Consider the following 25,444-nt stretch of genomic DNA (forward strand, 5'->3'; position numbering starts at 1 on the left):
AGTTTCACCTTTTGTATCATTTATGAAACGCTTGTCTCATCCAAAAATTCAAGCACAACATGTGAGATTTCCTCAGGTATCTGGTTCATCATACAAATTGTGCCGTCAGGAAACTCTGCAACCTTAGCGTGGGGAATCGCTTGAGAGAGAAAAAATCGATCTTTTGCTAGCGCTAAACCCAATCTTTCAAATTCTTCTACATCATGAATACCCCATAAAATGAGTGTTGGACATTTGATGAAACTGAACCTTTCTGCCGCTTCCATGCAGTAATTACCCACAGCCCAAACTGCATATAAAGGATAGCCAAAGCATTTTAAATCATCCAAAACCCAACGATGATTTAACTCCGCAGAACCTACATATCTAGAACGAGCTAACCATCTTTCCATCAAGTGAGAGCCATCTTCTTTAATGACGAAACCTTCATCAAATCTCTGCATTAAATCAGTTTTTCCAGCTTCACCAAAACCAGCAACATTGCCCAATATCAGTTTGTTAACACGTTCTGGGTAAGCTGCTGTTACTTCTCCGGAAACAAACGCTCCCGTATGGTTTCCCAGAAGGTTTACTTTTTCAATACTCAACTCATCCAAGAGAGCAATGACAGTTTTGGCGTAGTCAGCAACAGAGTACAATCTAGGGGGTTTGTCAGAATCACCAAAGCCCATCAAATCCATTGCTATGACGCGGTACTTTTGTGCAAGGATGGGCATTAATTCGCGATATTCATCACTACTGCGGGGGTTCATATGTAGTAGTAAAAGTGCTTCTCCCTCACCACAAATTTTGTAGTGAATTTGACCATCTTCAGTATCTAAAAATGCTCGCTTGATAGATTTGTTCATGTGACCCTCCTGATAACTTAAAACTAATATCAAACTCCTTTTTATCTCGTTATCAGGCTCAGCCTGGGAACGAGGAAGCTCAGAATCCGAGTATGAGCGCCTTCCAAAAGATCATTCACAACCCAAGATATCTGCTCGACATCCCCTGATTGAATAAACTCCATGTGCTTTCTTGCCATAATGTTTTTGACAATTCTATAGTTTTAAAAACTTTTGTCTTCTAAAAAATCGATGACTATCTTCGATATTTCTTCAAATCTCTGGAGCATCATGTATGTAGTTCCGCCTTCAATATCAACCACTTTTCCATGAGGAATTGCTGTTAAAATCAAATGGTGATTGTCTGCATTTACTAAACCCAACCGTTCCAACTTTTTTATACCTTCAGTTCCCCATAGAATTAGGGAGGGACATTTTATTTTTTGAAATCTTTCTTGCGTCTTTAAACAGTAGTTTGCTACAGCCCAAACGGCATATAAAGGATAGCCAAAGCCTTTTAAATCATCTAAAACTAACATATGATTTAATTCATCAGATTCTACATACTTTGCACGGACTGCCCATCTTTCCATCAGGTGGGAACCGTCAGTTTTTATTTGAAAACCTTCTGAAAATTGCTGTAATAGGGCTGCTTTTCCTTCTTCACCTAAGACAATGGGATCAGATAAGACAAGTTTTTCGACTCGTTCCGGATATTCTACTGCAACCTCTCCTGCTACAAAAGCACCTGTTAGGTGTCCCAAGATGCTTGTGCTTTTTATGCCTAATTCGTCTAAAAGCAAGATGACAGTTTTAGCGTAGTCCTCAATTGAATACATTTTGGGGGGTTTATCTGAATCACCATAACCCAGAAAGTCCATAGCAATGACACATCGATTTTTTGCCAAAATAGGCATTAACTCTCGATATTCGTTACTACTCATTGGTTTTTGATGTAGTAAAAGCAGAGGACTTCCTTCACCACCTATGCGGTAAAGAATCTGCCCGTCTTCGGTGTCTAAAAAAGCTCGCTTGATTGGTTTATTCATATCCCCCCCTGATAAATTTAGGAATTCATCTCGTTACCAGGTTCAGCCTGGTAACGCCTTGTCAGAGGCTCTGCCTCTAGTATATTTAGTAGTATATTTTAGGAGGCAGAGCCTCCCTGTAGGCATTCCCAGGTAGAACCTGGGAACGAGGAATACGAGGAATTACGCCAGTCTTCTTTTAATTTCCTGAGCCAAATCTTCCAGCGCGACTTCCACCTGCTCACGTGTTCTCAAATCTTTGAGAGACGCCTTTTGCGCTGCTGCTTCTTCAGTACCAATTATCACACAAAATGGAATTCCTTGTTTTTCAGCTAACTGAAATTGCTTGCCTAATGGTCGCTGTTCAAAATTCGTGACAACATTAATTTTAGCTTGACGCAGTTTTTGCGACACATTTAAATAAACAGGCATCAAATCATTTTGCATATTCACTACCATAACTTGCGCTGGAGTAGCCGCGAAGGTACTGAGAATACCAGCTTTGATCAACCGACTAATTAAGCGAGTTAAGCCAATAGAAATGCCGACTCCTGGCATTTTCTCATCCAAAAACATCCCCACTAATTCTTCATAGCGACCACCAGAACAAATGCTGCCCAAAGCTTCATGTCCTATGAGGGTTGTTTCGTACACTGTACCGGTATAATAATTCAGACCGCGAGCAATGGATAAGTCAATACAGAAACGATTTTCTGGAACTCCAAGATTGCGAACTCCAGAAATAACTGTTTCTAACTCTGTCACTCCCAGACTAAATTCCTCAGCTTCTGGTGTTGATTGAGCCAGGTACTTGAGTTTATCTAGAACTTCATCTACAGTGCCATTAATATGAATAAAGTCGATGATTTTTTGAGTTGTATCTGCTAACACTCCCTCTTTTACTAACTCCTGCTTTACCTTGTTCTCACCGACTTTATCCAAAGTATCAATAATTCCAATACAAGATTTAATTTTGTCTTCTGGAATTCCTACGGACTTAAAGAAACCAGTGAGAATTTTACGATTATTGATGCGAATCAGAAAATCACCAATATTAATTGCATCAAATATCTCAGTAATAATAGCAGGCATCTGAGCATCATAGAGCAAACTCAGTTCACGACGACCGACAACATCAATATCGCACTGACGAAACTGACGAAATCGACCATCTTTTGCTCTTTCCCCACGAAATACCACATCCATTTGGTAGCGAGCAAAAGGAAAGCTTAATTCATTCAAGTGACGAGCAATATACGCTGCTAAAGGAACTGTTTGATCAAATTTTAAAGCTCTTGCTTCCGAACCTGTTTCACCTGCCTTATCCTTCTCTGCTTGCCGATTTGGTGGCAAAATGGGATTAAGACCATAGATAATATTGTCGCCTTGATTCCCCTTCGCTTGCAAAACTTCCAAGCGTTCCACTGCGGGAGTTTCTATAGGTGTAAATCCGTAGCTTTCAAAAACTCTCCGGATGGCGTCTAGCAAATACGATTCCAAGCGCTTTTCGCCAGGAAGAAATTCTGGAAAACCACTGGGAGTTGAGAAATTTATTTTGTCACTTTTTGCCATGCCTTTGCCTTGCTAACTCTAGTTAATCTGGGACTGGAGAAATAAAATGGGTAATAGTTCAAAATCTTATCAAGTACCGATAAGCATTTACCAATGACTCATAAAATTTCAACATATGAAACAATTCAATTTTATTGTGCCATTTTTCATCATCCCGAATCTCAAGTTTTCATAAGTCTCACACAGATAGAAGCAAAATTCTTCGGTTCTTCTGTGACTCTCAATAAATCAGGTAAGTCAACCAAGAAAACCTAACTTTTGCTATATGTAAATTAGATAAATAATACAGAGTATATAAGTAGCCGAATCAGGATTCATCCATGATAGTAGATTCCAAGATAGAAGAACAAGCAAGACAAACGGCGCTCCAAACAGAGCAAAATCAAGAGTTCAACTGGAGGGAATGCTGGTATCCTGTTTGCTTTGTGCAAGATTTACCCAAAAACCGTCCCTATAGCTTTTCCTTATATGACGAACCGTTCGTTTTATTTAGAGACTTGGATGAAAAGCTTGTCTGTCTGGTAGATCGCTGTCCTCATCGTGCTGCCAAACTCTCGGATGGACAGATAACTGACGGAAAAATCGAGTGCTTGTACCACGGGTGGCAATTTGGTAGTGATGGTCAATGTCTGCATATTCCCCAGTTAGCTACAGATGCCAAAATTCCTGCAAATGCTTGCGTGCAATCTTTCAAGGTTGTGGAACGCCAAGGTATGGTTTGGATGTGGGCAGGAGTTGGTGAAGCAGCTGCTGATGAGAAGATCCCAACAATAGAGGAGTTGGACAAGCCAGAGTTTGTCACCACAGACGTTATGCGTGACCTGCCTTATGACCAATTCTATTTTATTGAGAACATCATGGATCCAGCTCATGTTCACATTAGCCATGATGGCACTTTAGGTCAGCGAGAAAATGCCAAGCCATCGGAAATGGAAGTGCTGGAAAATTCTAGTAGAGGAATTCGAGGAAGGTTGCGAGGAATGAGCAAACCCAATCTACCTTGGTCACAACTAGATTTCATTGCTCCCAACTTCGTGATTTACAAATTTAGTGTTCCGCAGCGAGGTGTGGCTGGGGGAGTCGCTTTTTATTCGATACCTTTGGGTAAGGGTCGATGCCGGATTTTGGTCAGAAATTATAATAACTTTAAGACGTGGAAATTCAAGCTGACGCCCCGGTGGCTAGATCATATGCTTCGCAACAGAGTATTGGAAGAAGATTTGCCACTTATTATTGGGCAAAAGACACAAATTGAGCGGTTGGGACAAAGCTTGAAACAAGTGTTTTTGCCCCTGAAAACTTGTGACACATTTGTCGTAGAGTACTACAAGTGGTTGGATAAATTTGGATCATCTTTACCCTACTATCAGGGCTACTCCACCTCAAAAAATGTCAGCAGTGATGGGAATTGTTTAAACCCACCGCCACTAGACAGGTTCTCGCAACATACACAAGTGTGTAGTTCTTGCTCTAGTGCATATCAGACGACAAATCGAGTCAAACAAATTAGTGTGGGTGTGGCGATCGCCTTTGCAGCTTTAGCAATATGTGCCGACGGGTGGATGCAAGTTGTGGAAATTTCAGCTTCTCTTCTGGCAGTTGGTATAGCAGTTGCTGCTCAGAAACTCAAAACTCACTTTGAGCTTCCATACACTCGCCACTGAATGGATCATATAACAATGGTGCGTTACACTGCTTAACGCACCCTACGCATTGGAGATCCATTTTACAAATTCTGTGCGATCGCTCAACGTTTTATCGTAGCCGTTCTTCTTGGATCAGGGTTCGCTTGAAGAGTTGATTGTTCTTAAACCAGTGCCAAGTGCGGGCGCGATGATTATTGCAAGGACTAATCACAATCATTTCATACAAGAACATATCCGGTACGGTCTTATAAGAGAACCACAAAATAACCGTTGCATCATCGATTTCCCAGGCTTTTCCGTCAATACGGTCTGTGTCAAACCACAGCGTTTTGTCTCGGTAAGTTCCAGGAAACTCATACTCTTCGTGTTTCCCATCAGACCACTTATAGCGATTGATTTGGTAGTAGGAGTGGGAACCGTCTTCTGGAAATTGACAGGTTAAGTGAGATTCATATTTATCAACGATTTTTCCTTCTGTATCAACCACTGTATACGTACCTACCCAATCTCCTTCGTGGCGAGTAAGTACAGGCATTTCTTCTCGAATGGCAGACATAGCAGAACTCCTTTGTCTTCGCAGATACTAATTACTAAAGATTGTAAGCAACAAGATTTAACTGGAGATTGCTCTAACATCTTTTTAAATAACGTCCAGTCGGTGAACCTACAACCTGTCCATTATTGTAAATAAGATTTCCACGTAAAAACGTACTTTTCACCCGTCCCGTTAACTCCACCCCTTCAAAGGGTGTGTAACCTTGTTGTGACTCTGATTCAGCAGCACGTACCACAAAGGTTTCATTTGGATCTACCAGTACTAAATCAGCATCGTAGCCAATGGCGATATCCCCTTTTTGTAACAAACCAAAGCGTCGCGACGGATTCCATGATAGCAACTTAGCCATGTGGTTGTACGACATTCCCCGCTTACTACCTTCACTTAATACACCAGAAAGTAAATATTCTGTACCACCAAAACCAGACTTTGCCAACCAAATATTATTTGGGTCTTTAGCACTTCTTTTTTGTTCAGCAGAACAGCAAGCATGATCACTCACTATCCAATCTACCTGATGGTTGAGTACTGCTTGCCATAAGTATTCCACATCGGCACGGGGACGAATAGGGGGGTTTACTTTTGCCCAAGTAGCGGTGGGGGTATCAACATCTAATAGCAAATGTCCGACGGTCACTTCTCGCCGAAAATTGATATGGGGAAAAGCAGTTTGCATAGTCAAAGCTGCTTCCATTGCCTTACGTGAACTCAGGTGCAATAAATTGATATTTGCACAGTTCGTCTCATGTGCCAAATAGGAAGCAATGCAAATTGCTAAACCTTCAGAATGAGGGGGACGTGCTGCACTGTAGGCGTTTAGTCCGCTAAGGTTGGAGTCATTTTCAACTATTTTGGTATAGGCGTTGAGAATTTCAGCAACTTCGCAGTGCAAACTCAAGCTGATAGTATCTCGCGCTTCTGGATGTGCTTCCATCAAGCGAGTTAGACGGCGCATGATAAATTCAAAATGGGCGAAGTCATAGCGTTCCTCTTTATTAATCATCAGGAAGAGGTTTTGCTGGTCTGACAAACCATGCAACCCATAGCCGCCATAAAACATGAATATTTTAAACGAAGATACACCATGTTCTTCAAACAGTAAAGGTATTTCGTCGATATGCTGGCTAGCTATAGGTGCGACGTGATAGCCATAATCAACAAAAAAATGATCTGCGGATAACGCCAGTACTTCTGGAAAAAAATCCCGGTAGGAACCGCCTTTGTTGAGATAATACTGTCCTGTACGGATGTAATTGAGACTAGTTGTGACTCCCCCCATCGCGGCTGCTTTGGTTTCAGTCACAGCATCTTTGTCGAGGGGTTGATAGATACCGATGTGCATATGGGCATCTACGACTCCAGGAAAGCCTAGCAAGTTTTTGCCATCCAAGACCTCTTTGCCTTGGTCTGGGTTAATATTAGGAGCAATAGTAGCAAATTTTCCATCCTTAATTCCTAAATCAAGTCGTTCGACAGCATCCTGATGGGGACGAACTACCCGTAGATTTTTGATAATTTTATCTAATACCGGAGCTTCAGACACAGTTGACCTCACGTTAAAATGAGTACAGAACCCAAAAGTTTAAGAACATCAACACAGATGATATTATTCCATTAAACCGTTGTATAAGTTTAGTCTTGAAATCATAAATTTCAACATCGTACTGGGACGCAGACAAAATCCCATCACCATGTAACTTTTTTATTCAATCATCTTTAGGAGAAAAGATAATGGAAAGTTTTAATGAGTATCATCTAGACCCAAAGCAATTTAATTTTCTCAAAACCTTTCAAGATAACTGGCAAGTTATTAGAGATGAGTTTACACACTTTAGTAAACACGCATCGAATGAGGAGTTACAATTCACTTATGATGTTTTGGGTCCTAAAAGTAAAACGATAAAAACAAAAGGAAATTCAAAATACAGTGCTTTTGGTATTTTATTTCAAGGTATCTTCATTGAAGAATATATTCAAATTCATCAAATAGAATATCCTAATTATAGCCAAAATGACGCATCGGAAAAAGCACTTGCACTAAGAGAGAAATATTTCCCAAATGTGGCTCAGGTAATAAAAAAAATCAACTTAATCGATGATAACATCATCAGAAATGTCTATTTTGGTACATTCCATCCAGGCTTGGATATCAAGCTGCATGTGAACGATAACCCTCATATGAATCGTGGCTATCTAGGATTAATCGTACCACCAGGGGATATAGCTATGAAAATATGCCATGAGCAGCTTTATTGGCATGAAGGAGAATTCATGGTTTTAGATCACAGTTATCCACACTGCCCACATAATTACACCAATTATGACAGAACTGTCTTAGTTGTAGACTTTTTAAAAATAGATAAGCCGAGAGAAGAATTGATACGATTTGAACAAGAGCAAGTCACACAACGTATGCAAGATAATCCTTACAGTTTAGGTGTTTTTGGTAAAAGTGATAAAGCTAAAATAGAAGATTTTACCAAGTATGGTTTGGCTCATCAGTTAGAGTGGGATAAAGCTTTAGGGGCTTAATATTCTCTTCACAATAATTGGAAAAACTTATTGCATCCCACATCCTACAGTGGTCAATATTTTGCACATTAATATTTGATAGTGAAGCACTCATGCTTCAAAAATCCAATAAACTTGTTGCAAAAGTCAGGAAGTCTTGACAGGGAACTTTTAACAGAACCTCGTAAAATCTCACTTTTACAAGAAGTGTAATATTTTGCGATACGCATCGACGGTGTCTTCCCTTGAGGTGGCGATAAGCCGGAGGCTTGACGCTTTGCGTATCGCACCTGCGCAGTGCGGGCTTCTACGTGTTAGACCCCATGAGCGCAGACGCTCCAGAATCAGGATTTGCTGAATTCTTTTGCAACAAAAAAGGAACCAATATTTATGGTACTCGCCCGTACCGCAAATCGTCATCCTGTCGTCTTCATTGATGCCAACGTAGACGACTTTCAAAGTCTAATACTCGGTGCAGTAGCAGAAGCTGAAGTGATTGTCCTAGAAAATCACAGTGATGGAATTGCACAAATAACTACAGCACTGGTTGGACGCAGCGATATCTCTAGCATTCACATCGTTTCTCACGGTGCGCCGGGATACTTATATCTGGGTAATAGCCAGCTAAGCTTGGACACCATCGACTCTTATCGCTCACAACTGAAAACTTGGGGATCTGGTTGCATCCAACTCTACGGGTGTAACGTCGCCTCCGGGGATGTGGGTGCACAATTTGTTGCTCAACTATACGAATTGACAAGAACAAGTATCGCTGCCTCTTCTAAGCGAGTCGGAAATACAGCATTGGGTGGGAGTTGGCAATTACAACAACACATCGGAGAGTGTGACGCAACGAATGCGTTTACACCCGAACTGATGCAGAGCTACTCTGGGGTATTTGCTGTCACTTTTAGCACTCCTATTTACTATGGAGTGGGGTCAAATCCCTTTTCCATAACCACAGAGGACTTCAATGGTGACGGGCTACCCGACTTGGCTGTGGCGAACTATGGCTCCGACAACGTTTCAGTGCTGTTGAACAACGGTAGTGGCGGTTTTGGTACTGCTACCAACTTTGCGGTAGGGTTACGTCCGAGATCTGTGACCACGGGCGACTTCAATGGTGACGAGCTACCCGATTTGGCTGTGCCGATCATTGGCTCCGGTGCAGGCACAGTTTCAGTGCTGTTGAACAACGGTAGTGGCGGTTTTGGCACTGCTACCAACTATCAAGCGGGGTTAGGTCCGATATCCGTGACCACAGGGGATTTCAACTCTGACGGGCTACTCGACTTGGCTGTAGCGAACAATAGCTCCAACAACGTTTCAGTGCTGTTGAACAACGGTAGTGGTGGCTTTGGCACCGCCAGCAACTTTGCGGTGACGTCAAGTCCCCAATCCGTGACCACAGGGGATTTCAACTCTGACGGTAAACTCGACTTGGCTGTGGCGAGCTATAGCGACAGCGACAACGTTTCAGTGCTGTTGAACAACGGTGATGGTGGGTTTGGCACTGCTACCTACTATCAAGCAGGGTCAAATCCTTATTCCGTGACCACAGGCGACTTCAATGGTGACGGCAAACTCGACTTGGCAACAGCAAACATTTCTTCCAATAACGTTTCAGTGCTGTTGAATAACGGTAGTGGCGGCTTTGGCACTGCCACCAACTTTGCGGTGGGGTTAGTTCCCCAATCCGTGATCACAGGGGACTTCAATGGTGACGGTAAACTCGACTTGGCAACAGCAAACGTTTCTTCCAGCAACGTTTCAGTATTGTTGAACAACGGTAGTGGCGGCTTTGGCACTGCCATTAACTTTAGGGTTGGGCCAAACTCAGGTCCGATATCCGTGACCACAGCTGACTTCGACTCTGACGGCAAACTCGACTTGGCAACGGCGAACCTTAACTCCAATAACGTTTCAGTATTATTGAGTAGCATCATCAATAACCAATCTCCAGTTGCCGTTGACGACAGCGCCACCACTCGCCAAAATACTGCTGTGACTCTTTCTGTAACCACCCTGCTTGCTAACGACACAGACCCAGATGGCAACCTTTTAATCATTACTGCTGTCGGCAATGCGACTAACGGTACTGTGAGCTTAAATGACAATGGCACTCCTGATTATACGAGTGATGACGAAGTTATTTTTACTCCCAACAACAACTTCAGTGGCAACGCCACTTTTGATTATACCCTCAGCGATGGCAATGGTGGCACTGACACTGGAACCGTCACAGTTGCTGTTGGCCAAAACATCAACGGTGGTAATGGCAATGACAACCTCACTGGTACTGCTGGTAATGATGTCATTTTCGGTTTGAACGGCAACGATACTATCAATGCCTTGGCAGGAGATGACCAACTCGACGGTGGTAATGGCAATGACACTTTACTCGGAGGTAATGGCAATGATCAACTCGACGGTGGTAATGGCGATGACACTTTACTCGGAGGTAATGGCAATGACACTTTACTCGGAGGTAACGGAGATGACCTACTTGTCGGTGGCAACGGTAATGACTTCCTCAGAGGTGGTAATGGGGATGATATCTTAACTGGTGATGCTGGTGCGGATACTTTCGTCTTGCAGAAGAACAGTGGTGTCGATATAATTACTGATTTCAACCGCAGTGCTGGTGACAAAATTGGTTTAACAGGGGGTCTAACCTTTAAGAATTTGACGTTCTCTGGCAACAATATTCTATCGGATAATAGTATCTTAGCAACCCTAACGGGAGTTAATACGATGACGCTAACTGCAAGTCAGTTTGTGAGTGTGTAGAAGAGCTTACCTCACAGAATTTACGCAACGAGAGGCTTCGTTATGGGAGGGTGTAAGCAGGGCTGTTTCATTCGTTAAGGAGCAAGGATTTGTCAATATGTAGCGCGATAATTTTTGGGACATAAGTTATAGAAAACCTACATTGGAACCCAGAAAATTCAATTTTTCTCCAGGAAATAAGGAGCGATGGCTAAGATTAACCCTTGACATGATGAGCCTTTGAGGGAATGAAACAGCCCTGGGAGGGTGTAAGGGGGTAAGGGTGTAGGGCAGTGGCTCCCCTACACCCTTACACCCCCATACCCCTACACCCTTTGTTGGTCAACCACCCGACATGTCATCAAACCACCAAGGGTCGCTGATGTTCTTTGTTTTCACCAAAAAAGCTTTTTTTCGCATAAAACGTGTCAGCGCTGCAGGTCCCATGCGTGATCCACCCATGCCAGAAAATTTAAAAGCATTTTTTTCTCCCTCATGCATAAGAGCAGTCAGACCAGCATCATTAATACTAATAGCACCCGCATCTATCTGACGTGCGACTTTCAAAGCTTCTGTTTCTGAGGAGGCAAAAACGGCTGCACTTAATCCATAAATCGAATCATTTGCCAAGTTCACTGCTTCTTCAGTTGTGGAAAAAGGCATCACTGGCATAATAGGACCAAATGTTTCTTCGGTCATCACCTTCATAGAATGGTTGACAGAAGTGAGAACTGTAGGACGACACCACCAACCTCCTCCATAATTCTCAACTTCACCGCCACAGTGAACAACTGCTCCTTGTTCCACGGCGTCTAGCAGATGGTCGCTGATAATTGCTGCTTGTTTTTCTGCAATAATAGGACCAATTTCTCCATTTTCCAGCCTAGGATAACCTAACTCAAGACGTTGGGCTTTGGCTACCAGTTGTTCAACAAACTTTTCAAAAATAGATTCCGCAACATAGATTCGCTCAATAGAAAGACACGATTGTCCGGTGCTAACGACGGAACCCCACAAAATTGCTGATGTTGCTAAGTCTAAATTAGCAGACGACAAAACGATCGCCGGGTCTTTTCCTCCTAATTCCAAAAAAGCAGGAATAAAGCGTTTGGCTGCTGCTTCTGCGACTTTTCGACCTGTTGCCACACTCCCAGTAAAGCATACCAAATCCACATACTCGATCAGTGCAGCTCCGGTTTCGCCTGCTCCCTCTATAAAAGTTAATATCTCACGTAATATTGGCACTGCATTAATTGATGCCAACAGTGGTCCGCAAAAGCGGGGAGCAATTTCACTGGGTTTGATGATTACAGCACAACCAGCGAGTAATGCTGGAATTGTATCTATTGTGGAAAGCAGCAGAGGAAGGTTCCACGGGCTAATGACTCCAACTAGAGGGTAAGGAACCGCTGTTTGTTGCAGTTCGATAAAAGAAATTGCTGTATCTTTAACAGATTCTTGCAATAGTTGTGGTGCTAATGTACACCATCTATCAATGCTAGAGAGAAATGAGTCAATTTCTAATTGCGATATTGATAATCTTCCGGTGTCATTGACCAACGCTTCGAGCAGTTTATCGCGTCCAGATATAATCGCACTCTTCCACTGTTGCAGAACTGAGATTCTCCCTTCTAAACCAAGCTGCAACCAACTTCTTTGTGCTCTGCGCAAGCGGTTGCATTGCTGTACTATTAGCTTTGGCGGTAGTGGTATAATCACATAATCAAATTTTCCAGTCCAGGGGTTGCGAACTTCTATTGGTTTGGACATGACTCAAATTACCCCCAGTTTAGCTAGGCGCTCTATCGTTTCTTGCTGTGTTTTGATGAAGTGTTTGCGGTCTACTTCTTTTTCCAGCATAGTGTTAGCTGGGTAAAAGTGCGAGTCACGATAACTTTCTGCGTAGAGTTCAAACCGTTGTCGTGAAAGTAAATTATTTAACCCTGGGCGGCGGCGGTAGCGGCGTAAAGCAGCCAAGTCTATCTCAGCAAAAGCTGCTATACTCTCCCCTTGGCCTGTCTCGGCTAAAACCAACCCTCGATAGTCAATGATTTTAGAGCCACCATCGGCAGAAGCAACAGGGATGGGGATATTAGTGATACCCGCAGTATTTGATGAGACTACGTATGCCATATTTTCTGCCGCGCGGCAGATTTTTGCCGCTTCTTTGGGAGCGCGTTCTTTACCATAAACTTCTGAGGTTGAGTGCAGAAAAATCTCTGCTCCACGCATTCCCAGACAGCGCGTCACTTCCGGATATAAAATTTCTTCTGATGCGATCGCCGCTAAATTCCCAATAGCAGTTTTGGCAACCGGAAACACACCTTCAAGTCCATAACAGTCAAGATATTTATCCCAGACATCATGCGGTGTCGGAGCAAACATAGAATTCAGCCGCCGATACCGCAAGACAACTGACCCTGATGGGTCAATAACAAAGCAAGTTTGAAAGTACAGTCCTGGAAAGTTGGGGTCAAGTTCGTAGGCGTTACCCGCAAGAAAAATACTATGTTTTTGTGCAATTTTACTGAGTGCCTCATATTCAGCACCCGCCATTTCAAGACTTGCTTTTTCCCCCCAGACAGCCAGCGACTCTCCCATTGGAAAGCCCGTGAGGAAGTATTCCGGTAAAACAATTAAACGACAGTCAAAGCCGATGAATGCAATACTGGCAGCAATTTGTTGTCCTAAACGCTTGATAGTATTTTGCATCAAAGAACGTGCTTCCTGACGATCAGTTGCTTGGTTGACTGCGTGGCACGTTACTTGGAGTGCTAAGGCTCGAAATGAGTCGATGGTTTCTGGATTGACTGTCATAATCTCGACTTTGTCTAGATTTTCACTATTTTATGTTTTATTGCGATGGGCGATCGCTTTTACAGTATCTGAGCTTCACGGCTGAGAAAGTGCATTCATCCCCCCTTAATCATCAGACAAAAGTGCAAAAAAACCCAGGTTACGCCTGGGTTAATTCCTACTTACAGTTGTGAGTTCAATTTTGATTGCTGGGTACTGCCAAAAACCTTTAATTCACTGCTGCTTTAGTTTTAGCTTTAGCTGCTTTTCGCTTCATCGCAGCACCGAATATACCTGCTGCTATTGTGCCACCAATAGTCAGAGGTTCGGGAACGGGCTTACTGAATCCATATGACTGAAACACGTTGAATGCTTGAGGGCTGCCCAGAAAGCGGTTAAAATCTGTAGCTGCATTTAGGTTTTGACTTTGCGTGAGTACAGCTGAGCCATAAATGATCGGAGGGTAAAGGTTGGTAGGCGGAGTGTATACAACTTTGACTAGATTAGGTTGTGTTAGAGCGTCTGTTTTGTAAACAACACCCGCATCTATAGTATCATTAGTCAAGCTTGACACTTTATTTAGTACGTCACGCACATCCGTGCCGAAGACAAGTTTGGGTTGGATTCGATCATATATCCCTGAATTCCTAAAGAATTGCTGGGCAAACTGTCCGGCTGGAACAACCGCAGGATCACCAATAGCCACGTTACGGGTGAAATTTAATATGTCTTGAGGGCTTGATATAGGTGTGGTTCCATTTGTAGGCTCGATTACAGCCAAGGTGTTGCCTACTACATCTTGTCTGGTTCCCGCTACGAGTTTACCGTTAGATTGCAGAGTATCTAAGGGTGCTTCGGATACTGGGAAGAAGACATCTATATTTCTATTATCTGTGTTGTTTAGGATTTGATTAACGAGAGTACCAGAAGCCCCAAAAGTATTGTTAAAGGTGACGCCTGGATTGCTTTGCTGGTAAAGTGCTTCAACATCCTGTAGGCTGCCGTTCAAGCTGGCAGCAGCGTAGATGTCAATCCCACCAACTGTAGCAGCTTGTGCTGGTTTAGCTTGGACGCCACCGAAACCCAAAGCAATGCTAGCGCTAGCCAGCGCTAATTTGTACCTTTTCTTCATGAAAGATTTCCTGCGTTAATGTGCGATATGTGACTGTAATTTTTCAAATTCCAAATTTCGCACCCACTATTGAAAGTTTGCTTTTTACTCCAGCTAGAAGATAGGAATAAAGTCGTAGCTGGTAAGCAATCTTTGGTAGTCTAGTATTTTTTAAACCTACCTTAATGTTCACTAACTTACAATTATCTCCAAAGCATCTTTATCCAAAAAAGACAGTAGTCTATGTACTTATACTGGTAGAAAATCGTCTGAATTACCAATAAAGTAGGTTAATTTATCTGTTCTATCCTGAAAATTTTGTATAAAGTTATCTTAAAAATTCAATTTTCTATTTAAAAAAGTATACGGTTACTCAGCATATATTGCTTTTATTGTAGCGATTTAGCTTGAAAAAGGGTGTAGGGGTGTAGGGGCATGGGGGTATAGGGGAAAGGCATTATACCGGTTACCAACTTGGTCAGGTACGTTTTTAAAGGTATAGGACTTACGCATGAAAACGAAAAATCAAGGGTTTGGGCAAGGGGTATAGAGGTATAGGGGGGGTAAGGGTGTAGGTGTTCAAACCCTTACCCCCTATACCCTTACACCCTCCCATAACGAAGCATCTCGTTGCGTAAATCCTAAGGTATTAACTCTGAGAAAAAGATTTAGACGTACCTCAATTGCTTGGGAAACGCTATAAGGAAAAGGTATTCAACAATATTTTTATGCGTAACCAGGACTACGACGACAAAATCTCTAACCCGTTTTCTGAATTATTAGAGCAGTTAAGTATTTTCACAAACAACTCGGGTACTGACTCAAAAGCCTCTGGTCGTAGGTTCGATGGTTGGTCTTTATCAGAGCGAAACCCTGAGATTATAAAAGCTTGGATGCCGATATGGGAATGGTTTTACCGCTACTATTTTCGGGTTCAAACCTCTGGGTGGCATCATATGCCATCGGTTGGAAAAGTGTTGATTGTCGGTTCTCATAATGGCGGGTTGGGTTCACCAGATACCTCAATGTTCATGTATGACTGGTTCCGCACTTTTGGCTATGAGCGATTAGCCTACGCCTTGATGCATCCGTCAGCCTGGGATACTCCTATCTTTGCTGTGCCAGGTGCTCCGGTGGGAGCTCTCATAGCACATCCCAAAATGGCGAGTGCGGCTCTACGAAAAGATGCAGCACTACTGGTTTACCCAGGAGGTGCTCAGGATTTGTTTCGTCCTTACACTTGGCGAAACCGAATTCATCTGGCAAACAATAAGGCATTCATCAAGCTGGCTTTGCGCGAGGAGGTGCCAATTGTGCCTATTATTTCTCATGGTGCACACTCAACTTTGATTGTGCTAGCTGATTTCTACCAGCAGATGAAACAATTCCATGAATGGGGCTTTCCTTGGTTACTTGATGGAAACACCGGTGTATTCCCTATTTACCTTGGGCTACCTTGGGGCGTGGGGATTGGACCATTACCAAATTTTCCGTTACCCATGCAGATTCATACTCATGTCTGTGCACCAATTGTATTTGAGCGCTATGGTCGTGTGGCGTCTCGCGATCGCACCTACGTAGATGCTTGTTACGAGCAGGTTCGTGCGATGATGCAAGCTGAGCTAGATGAGTTAGTACAAAAGTGTGAGTCCGAATAGCAAACACTTTAAGTTTGACTTAACAATTCAATCAACTTCACGACTCGTTCTTTAACTTCATCTCGAACACGGCGAAAGGTTTCTATACCTTGCCCTTCTGGATCATCTAGTTGCCAATCTTCAAACACATTTCTTATCACCCATTCTTCAGGTAAATTGACTCCACAACCACAAAGAGAAATCACAGCATCATAATTTTCTGCTTTGAAATTATCTAAAGGTTTGGAAGTCTGATGACTAATATCAATTCCAATTTCTGACATCACTTGGACAGTTTTTGGATCTACTGAACTTGATTCCAATCCAGAACTGTTAACAGCAATTTTACCGTCTCCCAATGTGCGAGCAAATCCCTCTGCTATTTGGGAACGACGAGAATTTTTCTTGCAAACAAACATGACTCGTTTCACGCGCGTTTCCTCTCTATTAGATATTCAAAAATTTTCTGAAAAATTACAAAGTTCTTGGTTCAGAAGACGTGAAGAATCGTCTTTGAAACCAGAGTGCGACATTCACCAAACCAATCAGCACAGGAACTTCTACCAATGGACCAATGACTGCAGTAAAAGCAGCACCTGAGTTGATTCCAAATACAGCGACAGCAACGGCGATCGCCAACTCAAAATTATTACCCGCAGCCGTAAACGCCACACTTGCTGCTTTTGCATAATCAGCTCTGATTTTCCAAGCCATGTAGAAGCTGACAAAAAACATAAGTATGAAGTAAATCAGCATTGGAATTGCGATTCGGACAACATCAAATGGAATCTGAACAATGAGATTGCTCTTCAAGCTAAACATAACCACGATGGTAAATAGTAAAGCGATAAGTGTGATGGGGCTAATTTTGGGAACAAACTCAGTGTGATACCATCTTTTTCCTTTTGCTCTCACCAAAAGAACGCGAGTCACGAATCCAGCGATGAAAGGAATTCCTAAATAAATAAAGACACTCTGGGCAATTTCTCCAATACTAATGTTGACGACACTCCCCTTCAAGCCAAATAAAGGAGGCAAAACACTCATAAAAAACCAAGCGTAAGGACTGTAAAACAGGACTTGAAATATACTGTTGAACGCCACAAGTCCTGTTGTGTATTCAGTATCTCCTCTAGCTAAATCACTCCAGACAACGACCATTGCAATACAACGGGCTAATCCAATGAGAATTAATCCCGCCATGTATTCTGGATAATTATGTAAGAAGATAATCGCTAGAGCAAACATCAAAATTGGTCCGATAACCCAATTCTGAACGAGCGATAAACCGAGAATTTTGCCATTACGAAAGACATCACCCAACTCTTCATATCGCACCTTGGCAAGAGGCGGATACATCATCAGAATTAAGCCGATGGCAATGGGTATATTAGTAGTTCCTACCTGGAATTGGTTAATAAAGGTATCTATTGCGGGAAAAAAGTAACCCAAAAAGACCCCAATAACCATTGCTAAAAAAATCCAAAGGGTTAGGAAGCGGTCAAGAAACGAAAGTTGCTTAAGAAGATTTTTCTTCTTCATTGACCTGATTCCCGTAGAGTATTAAGACTATATCTCTATCATTTCAAAAAAAATTGATATGCCAATCTTTAAAGTAGATTCTGTTACACAAATTAATCAAAAAAAGTTGATGCGTTAGGATGACTCTTGACACAAACGAGCAGGCAGAATTTGGTACAGGCGGCGAAACTCTGACAAATACTGCTCTAAAGCAGCAAATTGAGGTATATTGAGGCTGTAGTAAATCCAGCGTCCTTCTTGACGAGAGCGAACTAAACCAGCTTCCCGAAGAGTTTTTAAGTGAAAAGATAGCTTTGACTGGCTGACTTCTAAAGCATCGCACAAGTCACATACACAAAGCTCTTTATTTTGCAGTAGTTCGATAACACTAATTCTCAGTGGATCGGAAAGAGCATGGAAACCGAGAACAATTAAATCAGGAGTGGTTGTGGAGGAGGATTGCATTAATAAAAATGAAGGTGAAAGTGTTCACTCTCTATTGTGGAATAGAAAATTGAAGTTGCAAGTATTAACTCTGGCAAAAATGCAAAGCTTTATACCTATAAGTCGTGCTAATACCGTGATTTCCACAGGTATTGATTTGATTTTTTAATTTTTGTTTTTGTAGAGTGCAAGGACGCAGTCCATTTTGAATTGTTCATGCCATGCACCTGTTATACTAATCTAAACAAGACAAAACTTTAACAGTTATCAGTTATCAGTTATCAATTGTTCACTGTTTACTGTTCCCTGTTCCCTGTTTACTATTTACTGCTCCCTGCCCCCTGCCCCCTGCTCCCTGTTCCCTGCCCCCTGTGCTCCCTGTTCCCTGTTCCCTGTTCCCTGTTCACTGATTTATTCATGCAACCTTCTAGTCAAAAGCTGCGACAATTACTACAGCGTCCGGAAATTATCATCATTCCTGGCGTTTACGATTGCTTGGGAGCAAAACTGGCTGAACAATTGGGTTTTGAATTAATCGCGACTAGTGGCTTTGGTATCGCCGCCTCTACACTTGGTGTACCAGACTATGGTTTGATGACTGCGACGGAAATACTTGCCAGCACAGGACGAATTGCTCAATCAGTGAGTATACCTTTAATTGCTGATATGGACACTGGCTATGGCAACGTATTAAACGTGATCCGAACTGTAAAGGACGCGGTGCAGCAAGGAATTGCGGGTATTTTACTAGAAGACCAAGAATGGCCAAAAAAATGTGGTCACTTTGAGGGAAAACGAGTCATTTCGATGGCTGAACATGTTGGTAAAATTCGGGCGGCTGTACATGCGCGTGGTGAGAGTGGTTTAATTATTATTGCTCGCACTGATGCTCGTGCTGCATTGGGTTTGGAAGAAGCAATGAATCGTGGTAAAGCTTATATTGATGCTGGAGCAGATATCTTATTTATTGAAGCGCCTCAATCTGTCGAAGAATTACAAAAAATTGCCTCTGCGTTTCCAGATGTTCCTTTAGTCGCCAATATTGTCGAAGGTGGCAAAACTCCCCAACTCTCGGCGTCACAGTTGCAGGAGTTAGGTTTTAAGATTGTGTTTTTCCCAGTTTCTGCTTTGCTTGCAGCGACAAAAGTTATGACTGCTTGCTTGCGTCAATTGAAAGAACAGGGAACTACGGCGGATTTTCAGGAGTTGGTTGAGTTCAAGGAATTTCAAAATCTGATTGGTGTACCTGAATATCTGCAAATGGAGAAGCAGTTTATATTAAATCCGGTAGCATCGGAGTAATTAACAGGCAGTCTGGGGCCACCAATGATAGTAAGTAATAGCCCGAATTAAAAACTGCTGTTCTAAAAGGACTTTACAGCATTGGAATAAAGCTTCCTCGCTCATCCTCAAGTTGATCGAAAGAACGATTCGCTATGGGTTCATTAACTAACGGCCACAAACGTTCTGCAGCCTGCAATTCGGGTGAATAGGCAGGTAAATATTCCAAATGCAAACCCACGGGTATCTCTAAATCTTTGCTCGTATGCCATCCGGCTCTGTCAAGAGTTAATATGATGTGCTTATCTTGACCTAATTTAAATTCTCGCGCGAAGTCGGCTAAAACTTGGTTAAAAAGACAAACGTTAACTTTTGGTAAAATCCAATTAATTTGTCTCTCCAGATTCCGGATGTACAAAACCATATAACCACAGCCATTGATAACGCCAGTACACGTTGGCGATCGGCTGCTCTCCCATATTTACCCACACTCGTCGTAATTTATATGGTGAGCAGCGCGTTGGGCGGCGAGCCGCGCTTGTTGCGACTGCGAACCCGGAGGGTGAAAGTAGTCAATTTATTAGAAAACTAGCTGAATATAAATTAGATTATGTCGTAGCAATAAGAAGTAATCATGGAGTCTGGCTGCCAGCAGGTCAGAGCGTCAGGGCGAATAAGTGGTGTAAATTTGAAAGAACATTTAGCAATCAAAAATCAGAAACTAGATACATTAGAGAAATAATTTATGGTAAAAAAAGAGCCATAACTTACTGGGAAATAACTACCGACCCAGAAACCATGCCGGAAAATTCTACTTCTTACGTTATGACAAATCTTCAAGGAAATCTGAAGAAAACTTTAGGCGACCTATATGGATTAAGAACCTGGGTAGAATATGGTTTTCGGCAGTGTAAACAGGAACTAGGTTGGACAGATTATCGTTTTACTAATTCCCAACATATTGAGAGGTGGTAGGAAATTTTTTTTTGTGTTTACAGCATGATTAGTTTAAATTCTCCAGCATTTGTAGGCTTAAATATTAGTCAAATAGAACCGGAGGTACAAGAAAATAGTTCTGTTGATTTTTCTAATCATCAACAATGGAATCATGAATGTGGATGGAAGAATACTTTAAATAATCTGCGTCTCATTGTCCAACCTATATTACTATTTTGCTTAATTGACCCCTGGTTAAATATTTTTACAAATTCCAATTTTTTCCTGGAATTCAATCAATTAATTAGTACAATGAATCAATTCAAACCCTGTTATGGTTCTGGATAATTTAACTTATTTACTACTTGCTTACTCCGGAAAATGACAGAAGAGGGATATATAAAGAAGAAGCCCAACAAAGAACAGATGATAAGTGGAGGGTCTCTGAATTTTTACTGGGGGATATTGAAAATAGCCCTAGTAAAGACTCCGAACAGATAGAGATACCCCCCAGTAAAGACAGCCCTAGTACAAACTCCTCTAAGTTCCATATACCCCCCAGTAATAGCAGCCCTAGTAAAAAGCGCAGAAATTGGGGTGAGGGTAACGGCACTATTCATTATCAATACTTGCACAGATACGCTTGAGTCCCGTATTCGACCCCAAACCATATAAACACAACAACAACCGTCGTTGCAGAATATCTCGCTCTAAGTTAGAACGGACACCAATATTTTTGAAATGATTGGTAAAACCAATTCGCAAATCGGCTTCTTTCAAGATATCTAGCAAACTTGTCATAAACCAGCATTGGTCTATTTCACGTTTCAAATGCAAAATATTTATGGGTTCGGGTTGAGCTTCTAGTGGCGAAACTTTTATTCAACCGTTGTTTTTCTCTTGAATCTTGACTCTTGTATTTTTGGGCATTCCTTTATCCAACATAGTCAGAGCATCAGTCATTTCCTGTTGGAGTGTAGTAATAAATTTTACGGCTTCGAGTGGTTGCCCAATTGCTTGATAGTAAATTTCCCGGTGTATGTCAAAGTCTTGAGGTAAATCCTCTTCTGGGTTGCAGTAGCGTTTTGCCCCAACGACCCAGATTTCTTTGGAGCGCAACCTGTCCCGCAGTGCTTGCAATACAGAAATTTCGTAATTTACTCGATTAATCCGCTCTCGTCCATCACTCTCAATCTCAACAATCAAATCCTTCCAGTCATTTTTGAGGACACCATCAATGAATAACTCCTCAAGAGGCGCATAGGCTTTGGCATGGCGATTGCCTACGGCAGAGCTACGCTTAACGCACAATTCATATCGTGATTCAGCAACGCCGAATTGACATACTACTTTATCGCCAACACTGGCTGTTGTTGTCATAAGTTTGAAGTCGGAAGTTTGAAGTCGGAAGTTTGAAGTTAGTAATTCAATTATATCTCTTCTTCCTTCTTCCTCCTTCTGCCCTCTGCCATCTGCCTTCTGCCTTACCCCAACCCAGATCACCAAAAGCTGCCAAGAACCATATTATCCTTCCACCGACAAGTTGAAATGTAACGAAATATTTCGCCAACAGCATCCATTGCTACTGATGCCCCTGTTTATGTTGTCTCGTCAGACTGGTGCGAAGTTTCGGCATCACTTAAATCAAACCGCTCACAGATTACTCCGATTGAGGCGATCGCACTTCTACCCCCTGAACGGTTACGAAATTTTTCTGAAAAATTATTTATTTTTTTGAGCAATCACTGCATAAACAATTTATAGAAATACCCACTAAATAAATAGGAGGGCATTGTTGAATTTCAACTGTACTCACATACTCTTCTACAAGACCCTATTATTTAAAGGAGAAAAATAATTGTCAGTTCTACGTCCTCGTCCGTGTCCTTGAAATTACCAGCCACTACGTCAGTGACTTTCAGTAGACCGAAAAGTTTTGTCAGTCAACGCAAGAATCAGGGTTTCAAGCAACGTTTTTGGAATGGATCACAGCGAGTAAAAGCGATAAGCCGGAGGCTTGACGCTTCGGGTACGGTACCCTTGGCGTCCACGAGCCTGTTGCCCAAAAGGCAGATTATGGAAGGATTTCGGTAGATTGTGTTTCCTCGCTCAAATGAAGAGCGCTTAAGTCTTTTAGAAAAGTTTTCGGTCTACTGACTTTGATATGACCAGCCATTACATCAACGACACTGATCACACATTGCAGCATAAGCTGCAACAACTCAAAGACCAACTTCCTAACCTAGAGAGTCATTCACAGGAGTACTGAAACATATTTAGAAGTACGATTTATTTGCTCAAAACTCATTCCTATTGCCCAATACCTTCGCCAAAATAAAGAGGGCTTTCTGTAGTAGAGCAATGCTTTACCACAACTACAACTCAATCACGATAGAAAGCTCATGCCAGATATATTAGCTTTGTTGAAATATTTGCAGCGATATGCGACAAGAACGACATTGAGACGGTGGAGTCGAATTGTATGCTGAAACCTTATAAAGATGAGAAGAAAATGGATAAATTTTCTACCTTTTTAGATATCTTGCAATACCGAGCAATACATCAGTCTGAACAAATTGCCTATACCTTTTTATTAAACGGGGAAACAGAAAGCGTAAGTCTTACTTATCAAGAATTGGAGCGAAAAGCGCAAGCGATCGCCGTTCGAGTTCAAGACCGAGTTAAAGTTCCTGGTTCGCGAGTCTTGTTGCTGTTTCCACCAGGTCTAGATTTTATTACTGCTTTCTTTGGCTGTTTATACGCTGGGTGTGTCGCCGTTCCCGCCTATCCGCCTCGACGCAATCAAAAACTATCCAGACTGCAAGCGATTGTATCAGATGCCCAAGCGTCAGTGGCGCTGACCACTCAATCTCTTTTAGCTAATGTAGAGAACCAATTGACTGAGAATCCAGAATTGGATGCTGTGCAATGGATAGCTACCGATAACCTCAACAGCGACTTGGCGTCAAACTGGCAAGAACCGACTTTGTTCGAGAGTGACCTGGCTTTTCTCCAATATACTTCAGGTTCTACTGGAACACCCAAAGGGGTAATGGTGAGTCATGGTAATCTATTGCATAATCAGCGAATGATTGAAAAGGCTTTTGGGCATACAAAGGAAACTATTTTTGTAGGTTGGTTGCCCTTATTCCACGACATGGGACTGATTGGAAATGTACTGCAACCATTATATTTAGGCATACCATGCATTCTCATGTCGCCAGTAGCTTTTCTACAGAAGCCTTTGCGCTGGCTGCAAGCAATTTCCCGCTACAAAGCGACGACTAGCGGTGGGCCCAATTTTGCTTATGAACTATGCGTTCGCAAGATTACTTCCGAACAACTCTCTACTCTTGATTTGAGCAGCTGGGAAGTAGCTTTCAATGGAGCAGAACCTGTCCGTGCAGAGACATTGGCAGAATTTACAACCACTTTTGCATCTTGTGGTTTTCGTGACGAGGCGTTTTACCCTTGCTATGGGATGGCTGAGACAACCTTATTTGTTTCTGGAGGTTTGAAAACAGCTTTGCCAACAGTACTTTGTGTTGATGGAACAGCTCTTGAACAAAATCGGGTTATAGAAGTTAGCGATGAGTATACAGATCGTCGGAAAATCATTGGCTGTGGCCAGACTTGGTTAGAGCAGAAACTTGCGATCATCGATCCCAATTCCTTAACCTTGTGTCATGCTGACCAAGTAGGAGAAATTTGGGTTCATGGTTCTTCTGTTGCTGATGGCTATTGGAATCGACCTGATCTGACCCAACAAACTTTTAACGCGCAACTACAAGATACTGATGAAGATACTGATGCTGGATCTGAACCATTTTTACGCACTGGAGATTTAGGATTTTTGCACGATGGTGAATTATTCATTACAGGGCGACTTAAAGATGTTATAATTATCCGAGGAAGAAATTATTATCCTCAGGATATTGAACTAACAGTAGAGAAGAGTCATCCAGCACTGCGACCTAGTTGTGGATCTGTTTTTACGATTGAGGTAAATGGAATTGAACACCTGGTTGTTGTTCAAGAGTTAGAACGGAGTTATTTACGAAAATTAGACACCAGTGAGGTGCTGAGAAATATTCGCCAAGCGATAACAGCAGAATATTCTCTACAGATTTATAGCATCGTACTGATTAAGACTGCAAGTATCCCTAAAACTTCTAGTGGTAAGATTCAACGTCAAGCCTGTCGATCTAAATTTCTAGTTGGAGATTTGGATGTTGTCAGTGAATGGAGTGAAAATCCTCGGCATCAAGTCAAATTTATGAATTTGCAGTCTGATATCGAATTAACTTTGAACCAATTATCAACTGTCAGCAGTGAGAAAAGTAAGTCTTAATTAGTTTAGCAATTGCTAAACTAATTAAGTATTTCTAAAAAAATGTCAAAACGAAGGACATACTTGTTAGTAAAATCAACGGAGATGAAAAAATGGTTGAATTTTTGAATTTTCAAATGAGTAACTCTGATTTAAAAACTAATAATGCCTATCACGTGGAAGCCTCACCTGAAAAGCTTAAGACTACAGCAGAAATTCAAGCGTGGTTAGTGTCCTACCTAACAAATGTATTAAAAATTAATCCAAATGAGATTGATGTTACACTTCCCTTTGACTGCTACAACATGGATTCTGCGTCTGCCATTGGATTGAGTGGAGAGATAGAGGAATGGCTTGAATGCGAATTTGAACCAACTTTGCTGTACGATTATCCAACTATTGAAGCTTTAACAAAGTATTTAGCTAACAGCTTATCTATTAAGCAGTAAGTTGTTAGCTAAATACCGAAACAAACATGT

22 protein-coding genes and 1 pseudogene are annotated in these 25,444 nt (G+C 42.0%); 9 read left to right on the forward strand and 14 right to left on the reverse strand.

Annotated elements, in window-relative coordinates; translation table 11 throughout:
- Positions 1-20: 20 nt before the first annotated feature.
- From AC5JM2_RS27685 to hisS, 3 genes are all read right to left on the reverse strand, one after another.
- Positions 21-848 (reverse strand): alpha/beta fold hydrolase, encoded by an 828-nt coding sequence (locus AC5JM2_RS27685; protein ID WP_495838057.1) that lies wholly within the window; start codon positions 846-848, stop codon positions 21-23.
- Between the two features lie 203 nt (positions 849-1,051).
- Complete coding sequence (locus tag AC5JM2_RS27690) at positions 1,052-1,876, reverse strand: alpha/beta fold hydrolase (RefSeq protein WP_495838059.1); 825 nt, start codon at positions 1,874-1,876, stop codon at positions 1,052-1,054.
- Between the two features lie 162 nt (positions 1,877-2,038).
- Complete coding sequence (gene hisS, locus AC5JM2_RS27695) at positions 2,039-3,427, reverse strand: histidine--tRNA ligase (RefSeq protein ID WP_495838061.1); 1,389 nt, start codon at positions 3,425-3,427, stop codon at positions 2,039-2,041.
- 93 nt (positions 3,428-3,520) lie between these two features.
- On the opposite strand from hisS, the gene AC5JM2_RS27700 reads away from it, so the two are divergent.
- On the forward strand, positions 3,521-3,682 hold the full coding sequence (locus AC5JM2_RS27700; protein ID WP_495838063.1) for a hypothetical protein: 162 nt from the start codon (positions 3,521-3,523) through the stop codon (positions 3,680-3,682).
- Between the two features lie 65 nt (positions 3,683-3,747).
- On the forward strand, positions 3,748-5,091 hold the full coding sequence (locus tag AC5JM2_RS27705) for an aromatic ring-hydroxylating dioxygenase subunit alpha (RefSeq protein ID WP_495838065.1): 1,344 nt from the start codon (positions 3,748-3,750) through the stop codon (positions 5,089-5,091).
- A gap of 91 nt (positions 5,092-5,182) precedes the next feature.
- Here AC5JM2_RS27705 and AC5JM2_RS27710 read toward each other — a convergent pair whose 3' ends face one another.
- Both AC5JM2_RS27710 and AC5JM2_RS27715 read right to left on the reverse strand, forming a co-directional pair.
- Complete coding sequence (locus tag AC5JM2_RS27710) at positions 5,183-5,629, reverse strand: DUF3598 family protein (protein ID WP_495838066.1); 447 nt, start codon at positions 5,627-5,629, stop codon at positions 5,183-5,185.
- Between the two features lie 73 nt (positions 5,630-5,702).
- Positions 5,703-7,172 (reverse strand): amidohydrolase family protein, encoded by a 1,470-nt coding sequence (locus AC5JM2_RS27715; RefSeq protein WP_495838068.1) that lies wholly within the window; start codon positions 7,170-7,172, stop codon positions 5,703-5,705.
- A 188-nt stretch (positions 7,173-7,360) separates the two neighbouring features.
- Here AC5JM2_RS27715 and AC5JM2_RS27720 point away from each other — a divergent pair, with 188 nt between their 5' ends.
- Entirely contained in the window at positions 7,361-8,161 is an 801-nt protein-coding gene (locus tag AC5JM2_RS27720) for an aspartyl/asparaginyl beta-hydroxylase domain-containing protein (RefSeq protein ID WP_495838069.1), read from the forward strand.
- A gap of 369 nt (positions 8,162-8,530) precedes the next feature.
- A complete protein-coding gene (locus AC5JM2_RS27725) occupies positions 8,531-10,930 on the forward strand; it encodes an FG-GAP-like repeat-containing protein (protein WP_495838071.1) in 2,400 nt (799 codons plus the stop codon).
- A gap of 321 nt (positions 10,931-11,251) precedes the next feature.
- On the opposite strand, the gene AC5JM2_RS27730 is transcribed toward AC5JM2_RS27725, so the two are convergent.
- The 3 genes from AC5JM2_RS27730 to modA form a co-directional block, all read right to left on the reverse strand.
- Positions 11,252-12,679, reverse strand: coding sequence for an aldehyde dehydrogenase family protein (locus AC5JM2_RS27730; RefSeq protein WP_495838073.1), 1,428 nt, complete (start codon positions 12,677-12,679; stop codon positions 11,252-11,254).
- A 3-nt stretch (positions 12,680-12,682) separates the two neighbouring features.
- Positions 12,683-13,726 (reverse strand): nitrilase-related carbon-nitrogen hydrolase, encoded by a 1,044-nt coding sequence (locus AC5JM2_RS27735; protein WP_495838074.1) that lies wholly within the window; start codon positions 13,724-13,726, stop codon positions 12,683-12,685.
- 208 nt (positions 13,727-13,934) lie between these two features.
- Entirely contained in the window at positions 13,935-14,837 is a 903-nt protein-coding gene (gene modA / locus AC5JM2_RS27740; RefSeq protein WP_495838075.1) for a molybdate ABC transporter substrate-binding protein, read from the reverse strand.
- A 707-nt stretch (positions 14,838-15,544) separates the two neighbouring features.
- On the opposite strand from modA, the gene AC5JM2_RS27745 reads away from it, so the two are divergent.
- Positions 15,545-16,474, forward strand: a complete 930-nt coding sequence (locus AC5JM2_RS27745) for a lysophospholipid acyltransferase family protein (protein ID WP_495838077.1) — start codon at positions 15,545-15,547, stop codon at positions 16,472-16,474.
- A gap of 8 nt (positions 16,475-16,482) precedes the next feature.
- Here AC5JM2_RS27745 and arsC read toward each other — a convergent pair whose 3' ends face one another.
- The 3 genes from arsC to AC5JM2_RS27760 all read right to left on the reverse strand — a co-directional run bounded on the left by arsC (position 16,483) and on the right by AC5JM2_RS27760 (position 18,439).
- Positions 16,483-16,884 carry an arsenate reductase, glutathione/glutaredoxin type gene (arsC, locus tag AC5JM2_RS27750; RefSeq protein ID WP_495838079.1) on the reverse strand — a complete coding sequence of 134 codons (402 nt, stop codon included), beginning with the start codon at positions 16,882-16,884 and terminating at the stop codon, positions 16,483-16,485.
- Positions 16,885-16,927: 43 nt separating this feature from the next.
- A complete protein-coding gene (gene arsB, locus AC5JM2_RS27755) occupies positions 16,928-17,995 on the reverse strand; it encodes an ACR3 family arsenite efflux transporter (protein ID WP_495838081.1) in 1,068 nt (355 codons plus the stop codon).
- A 114-nt stretch (positions 17,996-18,109) separates the two neighbouring features.
- Positions 18,110-18,439, reverse strand: a complete 330-nt coding sequence (locus AC5JM2_RS27760) for an ArsR/SmtB family transcription factor (protein WP_495838083.1) — start codon at positions 18,437-18,439, stop codon at positions 18,110-18,112.
- A gap of 396 nt (positions 18,440-18,835) precedes the next feature.
- Here AC5JM2_RS27760 and AC5JM2_RS27765 point away from each other — a divergent pair, with 396 nt between their 5' ends.
- Positions 18,836-19,720, forward strand: coding sequence for an isocitrate lyase/PEP mutase family protein (locus AC5JM2_RS27765; protein WP_495838085.1), 885 nt, complete (start codon positions 18,836-18,838; stop codon positions 19,718-19,720).
- A 73-nt stretch (positions 19,721-19,793) separates the two neighbouring features.
- Here AC5JM2_RS27765 and AC5JM2_RS27770 read toward each other — a convergent pair whose 3' ends face one another.
- Positions 19,794-20,123, reverse strand: a complete 330-nt coding sequence (locus tag AC5JM2_RS27770; protein WP_495838087.1) for a transposase — start codon at positions 20,121-20,123, stop codon at positions 19,794-19,796.
- A gap of 134 nt (positions 20,124-20,257) precedes the next feature.
- Here AC5JM2_RS27770 and AC5JM2_RS27775 point away from each other — a divergent pair.
- Positions 20,258-20,983, forward strand: a pseudogene (locus AC5JM2_RS27775) (transposase); the annotation flags it as partial.
- A gap of 264 nt (positions 20,984-21,247) precedes the next feature.
- Here AC5JM2_RS27775 and AC5JM2_RS27780 read toward each other — a convergent pair.
- Together AC5JM2_RS27780 and AC5JM2_RS27785 are read right to left on the reverse strand one after the other, a co-directional pair.
- Entirely contained in the window at positions 21,248-21,436 is a 189-nt protein-coding gene (locus AC5JM2_RS27780; protein WP_495838088.1) for a Tn3 family transposase, read from the reverse strand.
- Positions 21,437-21,517: 81 nt separating this feature from the next.
- Positions 21,518-22,015, reverse strand: a complete 498-nt coding sequence (locus AC5JM2_RS27785; protein ID WP_495838090.1) for a hypothetical protein — start codon at positions 22,013-22,015, stop codon at positions 21,518-21,520.
- A gap of 1,102 nt (positions 22,016-23,117) precedes the next feature.
- Between AC5JM2_RS27785 and AC5JM2_RS27790 the strand changes: the two genes are divergently transcribed.
- Both AC5JM2_RS27790 and AC5JM2_RS27795 read left to right on the forward strand, forming a co-directional pair.
- Positions 23,118-24,986: a fatty acyl-AMP ligase gene (locus AC5JM2_RS27790; RefSeq protein WP_495838092.1), complete on the forward strand. Its 1,869-nt coding sequence runs from the start codon at positions 23,118-23,120 to the stop codon at positions 24,984-24,986.
- Between the two features lie 92 nt (positions 24,987-25,078).
- Positions 25,079-25,414 carry an acyl carrier protein gene (locus AC5JM2_RS27795; protein WP_495838094.1) on the forward strand — a complete coding sequence of 112 codons (336 nt, stop codon included), beginning with the start codon at positions 25,079-25,081 and terminating at the stop codon, positions 25,412-25,414.
- Positions 25,415-25,444: the final 30 nt, after the last annotated feature.

Source organism: Brasilonema angustatum, from assembly GCF_059505445.1.

What these genes read in the sequence shown, in the direction of transcription:
- AC5JM2_RS27760 (WP_495838083.1), bottom strand. Translation starts at nt 18,439, where the DNA reads ATGCAATCCTCCTCCACAACCACTCCTGATTTAATTGTTCTCGGTTTC.
- AC5JM2_RS27710 (WP_495838066.1), bottom strand. Translation starts at nt 5,629, where the DNA reads ATGTCTGCCATTCGAGAAGAAATGCCTGTACTTACTCGCCACGAAGGA.
- arsB (WP_495838081.1), bottom strand. Translation starts at nt 17,995, where the DNA reads ATGAAGAAGAAAAATCTTCTTAAGCAACTTTCGTTTCTTGACCGCTTC.
- AC5JM2_RS27725 (WP_495838071.1), top strand. Translation starts at nt 8,531, where the DNA reads ATGGTACTCGCCCGTACCGCAAATCGTCATCCTGTCGTCTTCATTGAT.
- AC5JM2_RS27745 (WP_495838077.1), top strand. Translation starts at nt 15,545, where the DNA reads ATGCGTAACCAGGACTACGACGACAAAATCTCTAACCCGTTTTCTGAA.
- AC5JM2_RS27690 (WP_495838059.1), bottom strand. Translation starts at nt 1,876, where the DNA reads ATGAATAAACCAATCAAGCGAGCTTTTTTAGACACCGAAGACGGGCAG.
- AC5JM2_RS27735 (WP_495838074.1), bottom strand. Translation starts at nt 13,726, where the DNA reads ATGACAGTCAATCCAGAAACCATCGACTCATTTCGAGCCTTAGCACTC.
- AC5JM2_RS27765 (WP_495838085.1), top strand. Translation starts at nt 18,836, where the DNA reads ATGCAACCTTCTAGTCAAAAGCTGCGACAATTACTACAGCGTCCGGAA.
- AC5JM2_RS27790 (WP_495838092.1), top strand. Translation starts at nt 23,118, where the DNA reads ATGCTGAAACCTTATAAAGATGAGAAGAAAATGGATAAATTTTCTACC.
- AC5JM2_RS27720 (WP_495838069.1), top strand. Translation starts at nt 7,361, where the DNA reads ATGGAAAGTTTTAATGAGTATCATCTAGACCCAAAGCAATTTAATTTT.
- AC5JM2_RS27730 (WP_495838073.1), bottom strand. Translation starts at nt 12,679, where the DNA reads ATGTCCAAACCAATAGAAGTTCGCAACCCCTGGACTGGAAAATTTGAT.
- hisS (WP_495838061.1), bottom strand. Translation starts at nt 3,427, where the DNA reads ATGGCAAAAAGTGACAAAATAAATTTCTCAACTCCCAGTGGTTTTCCA.
- AC5JM2_RS27770 (WP_495838087.1), bottom strand. Translation starts at nt 20,123, where the DNA reads ATGGTTTTGTACATCCGGAATCTGGAGAGACAAATTAATTGGATTTTA.
- AC5JM2_RS27685 (WP_495838057.1), bottom strand. Translation starts at nt 848, where the DNA reads ATGAACAAATCTATCAAGCGAGCATTTTTAGATACTGAAGATGGTCAA.
- AC5JM2_RS27785 (WP_495838090.1), bottom strand. Translation starts at nt 22,015, where the DNA reads ATGACAACAACAGCCAGTGTTGGCGATAAAGTAGTATGTCAATTCGGC.
- AC5JM2_RS27780 (WP_495838088.1), bottom strand. Translation starts at nt 21,436, where the DNA reads ATGACAAGTTTGCTAGATATCTTGAAAGAAGCCGATTTGCGAATTGGT.
- AC5JM2_RS27700 (WP_495838063.1), top strand. Translation starts at nt 3,521, where the DNA reads ATGACTCATAAAATTTCAACATATGAAACAATTCAATTTTATTGTGCC.
- AC5JM2_RS27795 (WP_495838094.1), top strand. Translation starts at nt 25,079, where the DNA reads ATGGTTGAATTTTTGAATTTTCAAATGAGTAACTCTGATTTAAAAACT.
- AC5JM2_RS27705 (WP_495838065.1), top strand. Translation starts at nt 3,748, where the DNA reads ATGATAGTAGATTCCAAGATAGAAGAACAAGCAAGACAAACGGCGCTC.
- modA (WP_495838075.1), bottom strand. Translation starts at nt 14,837, where the DNA reads ATGAAGAAAAGGTACAAATTAGCGCTGGCTAGCGCTAGCATTGCTTTG.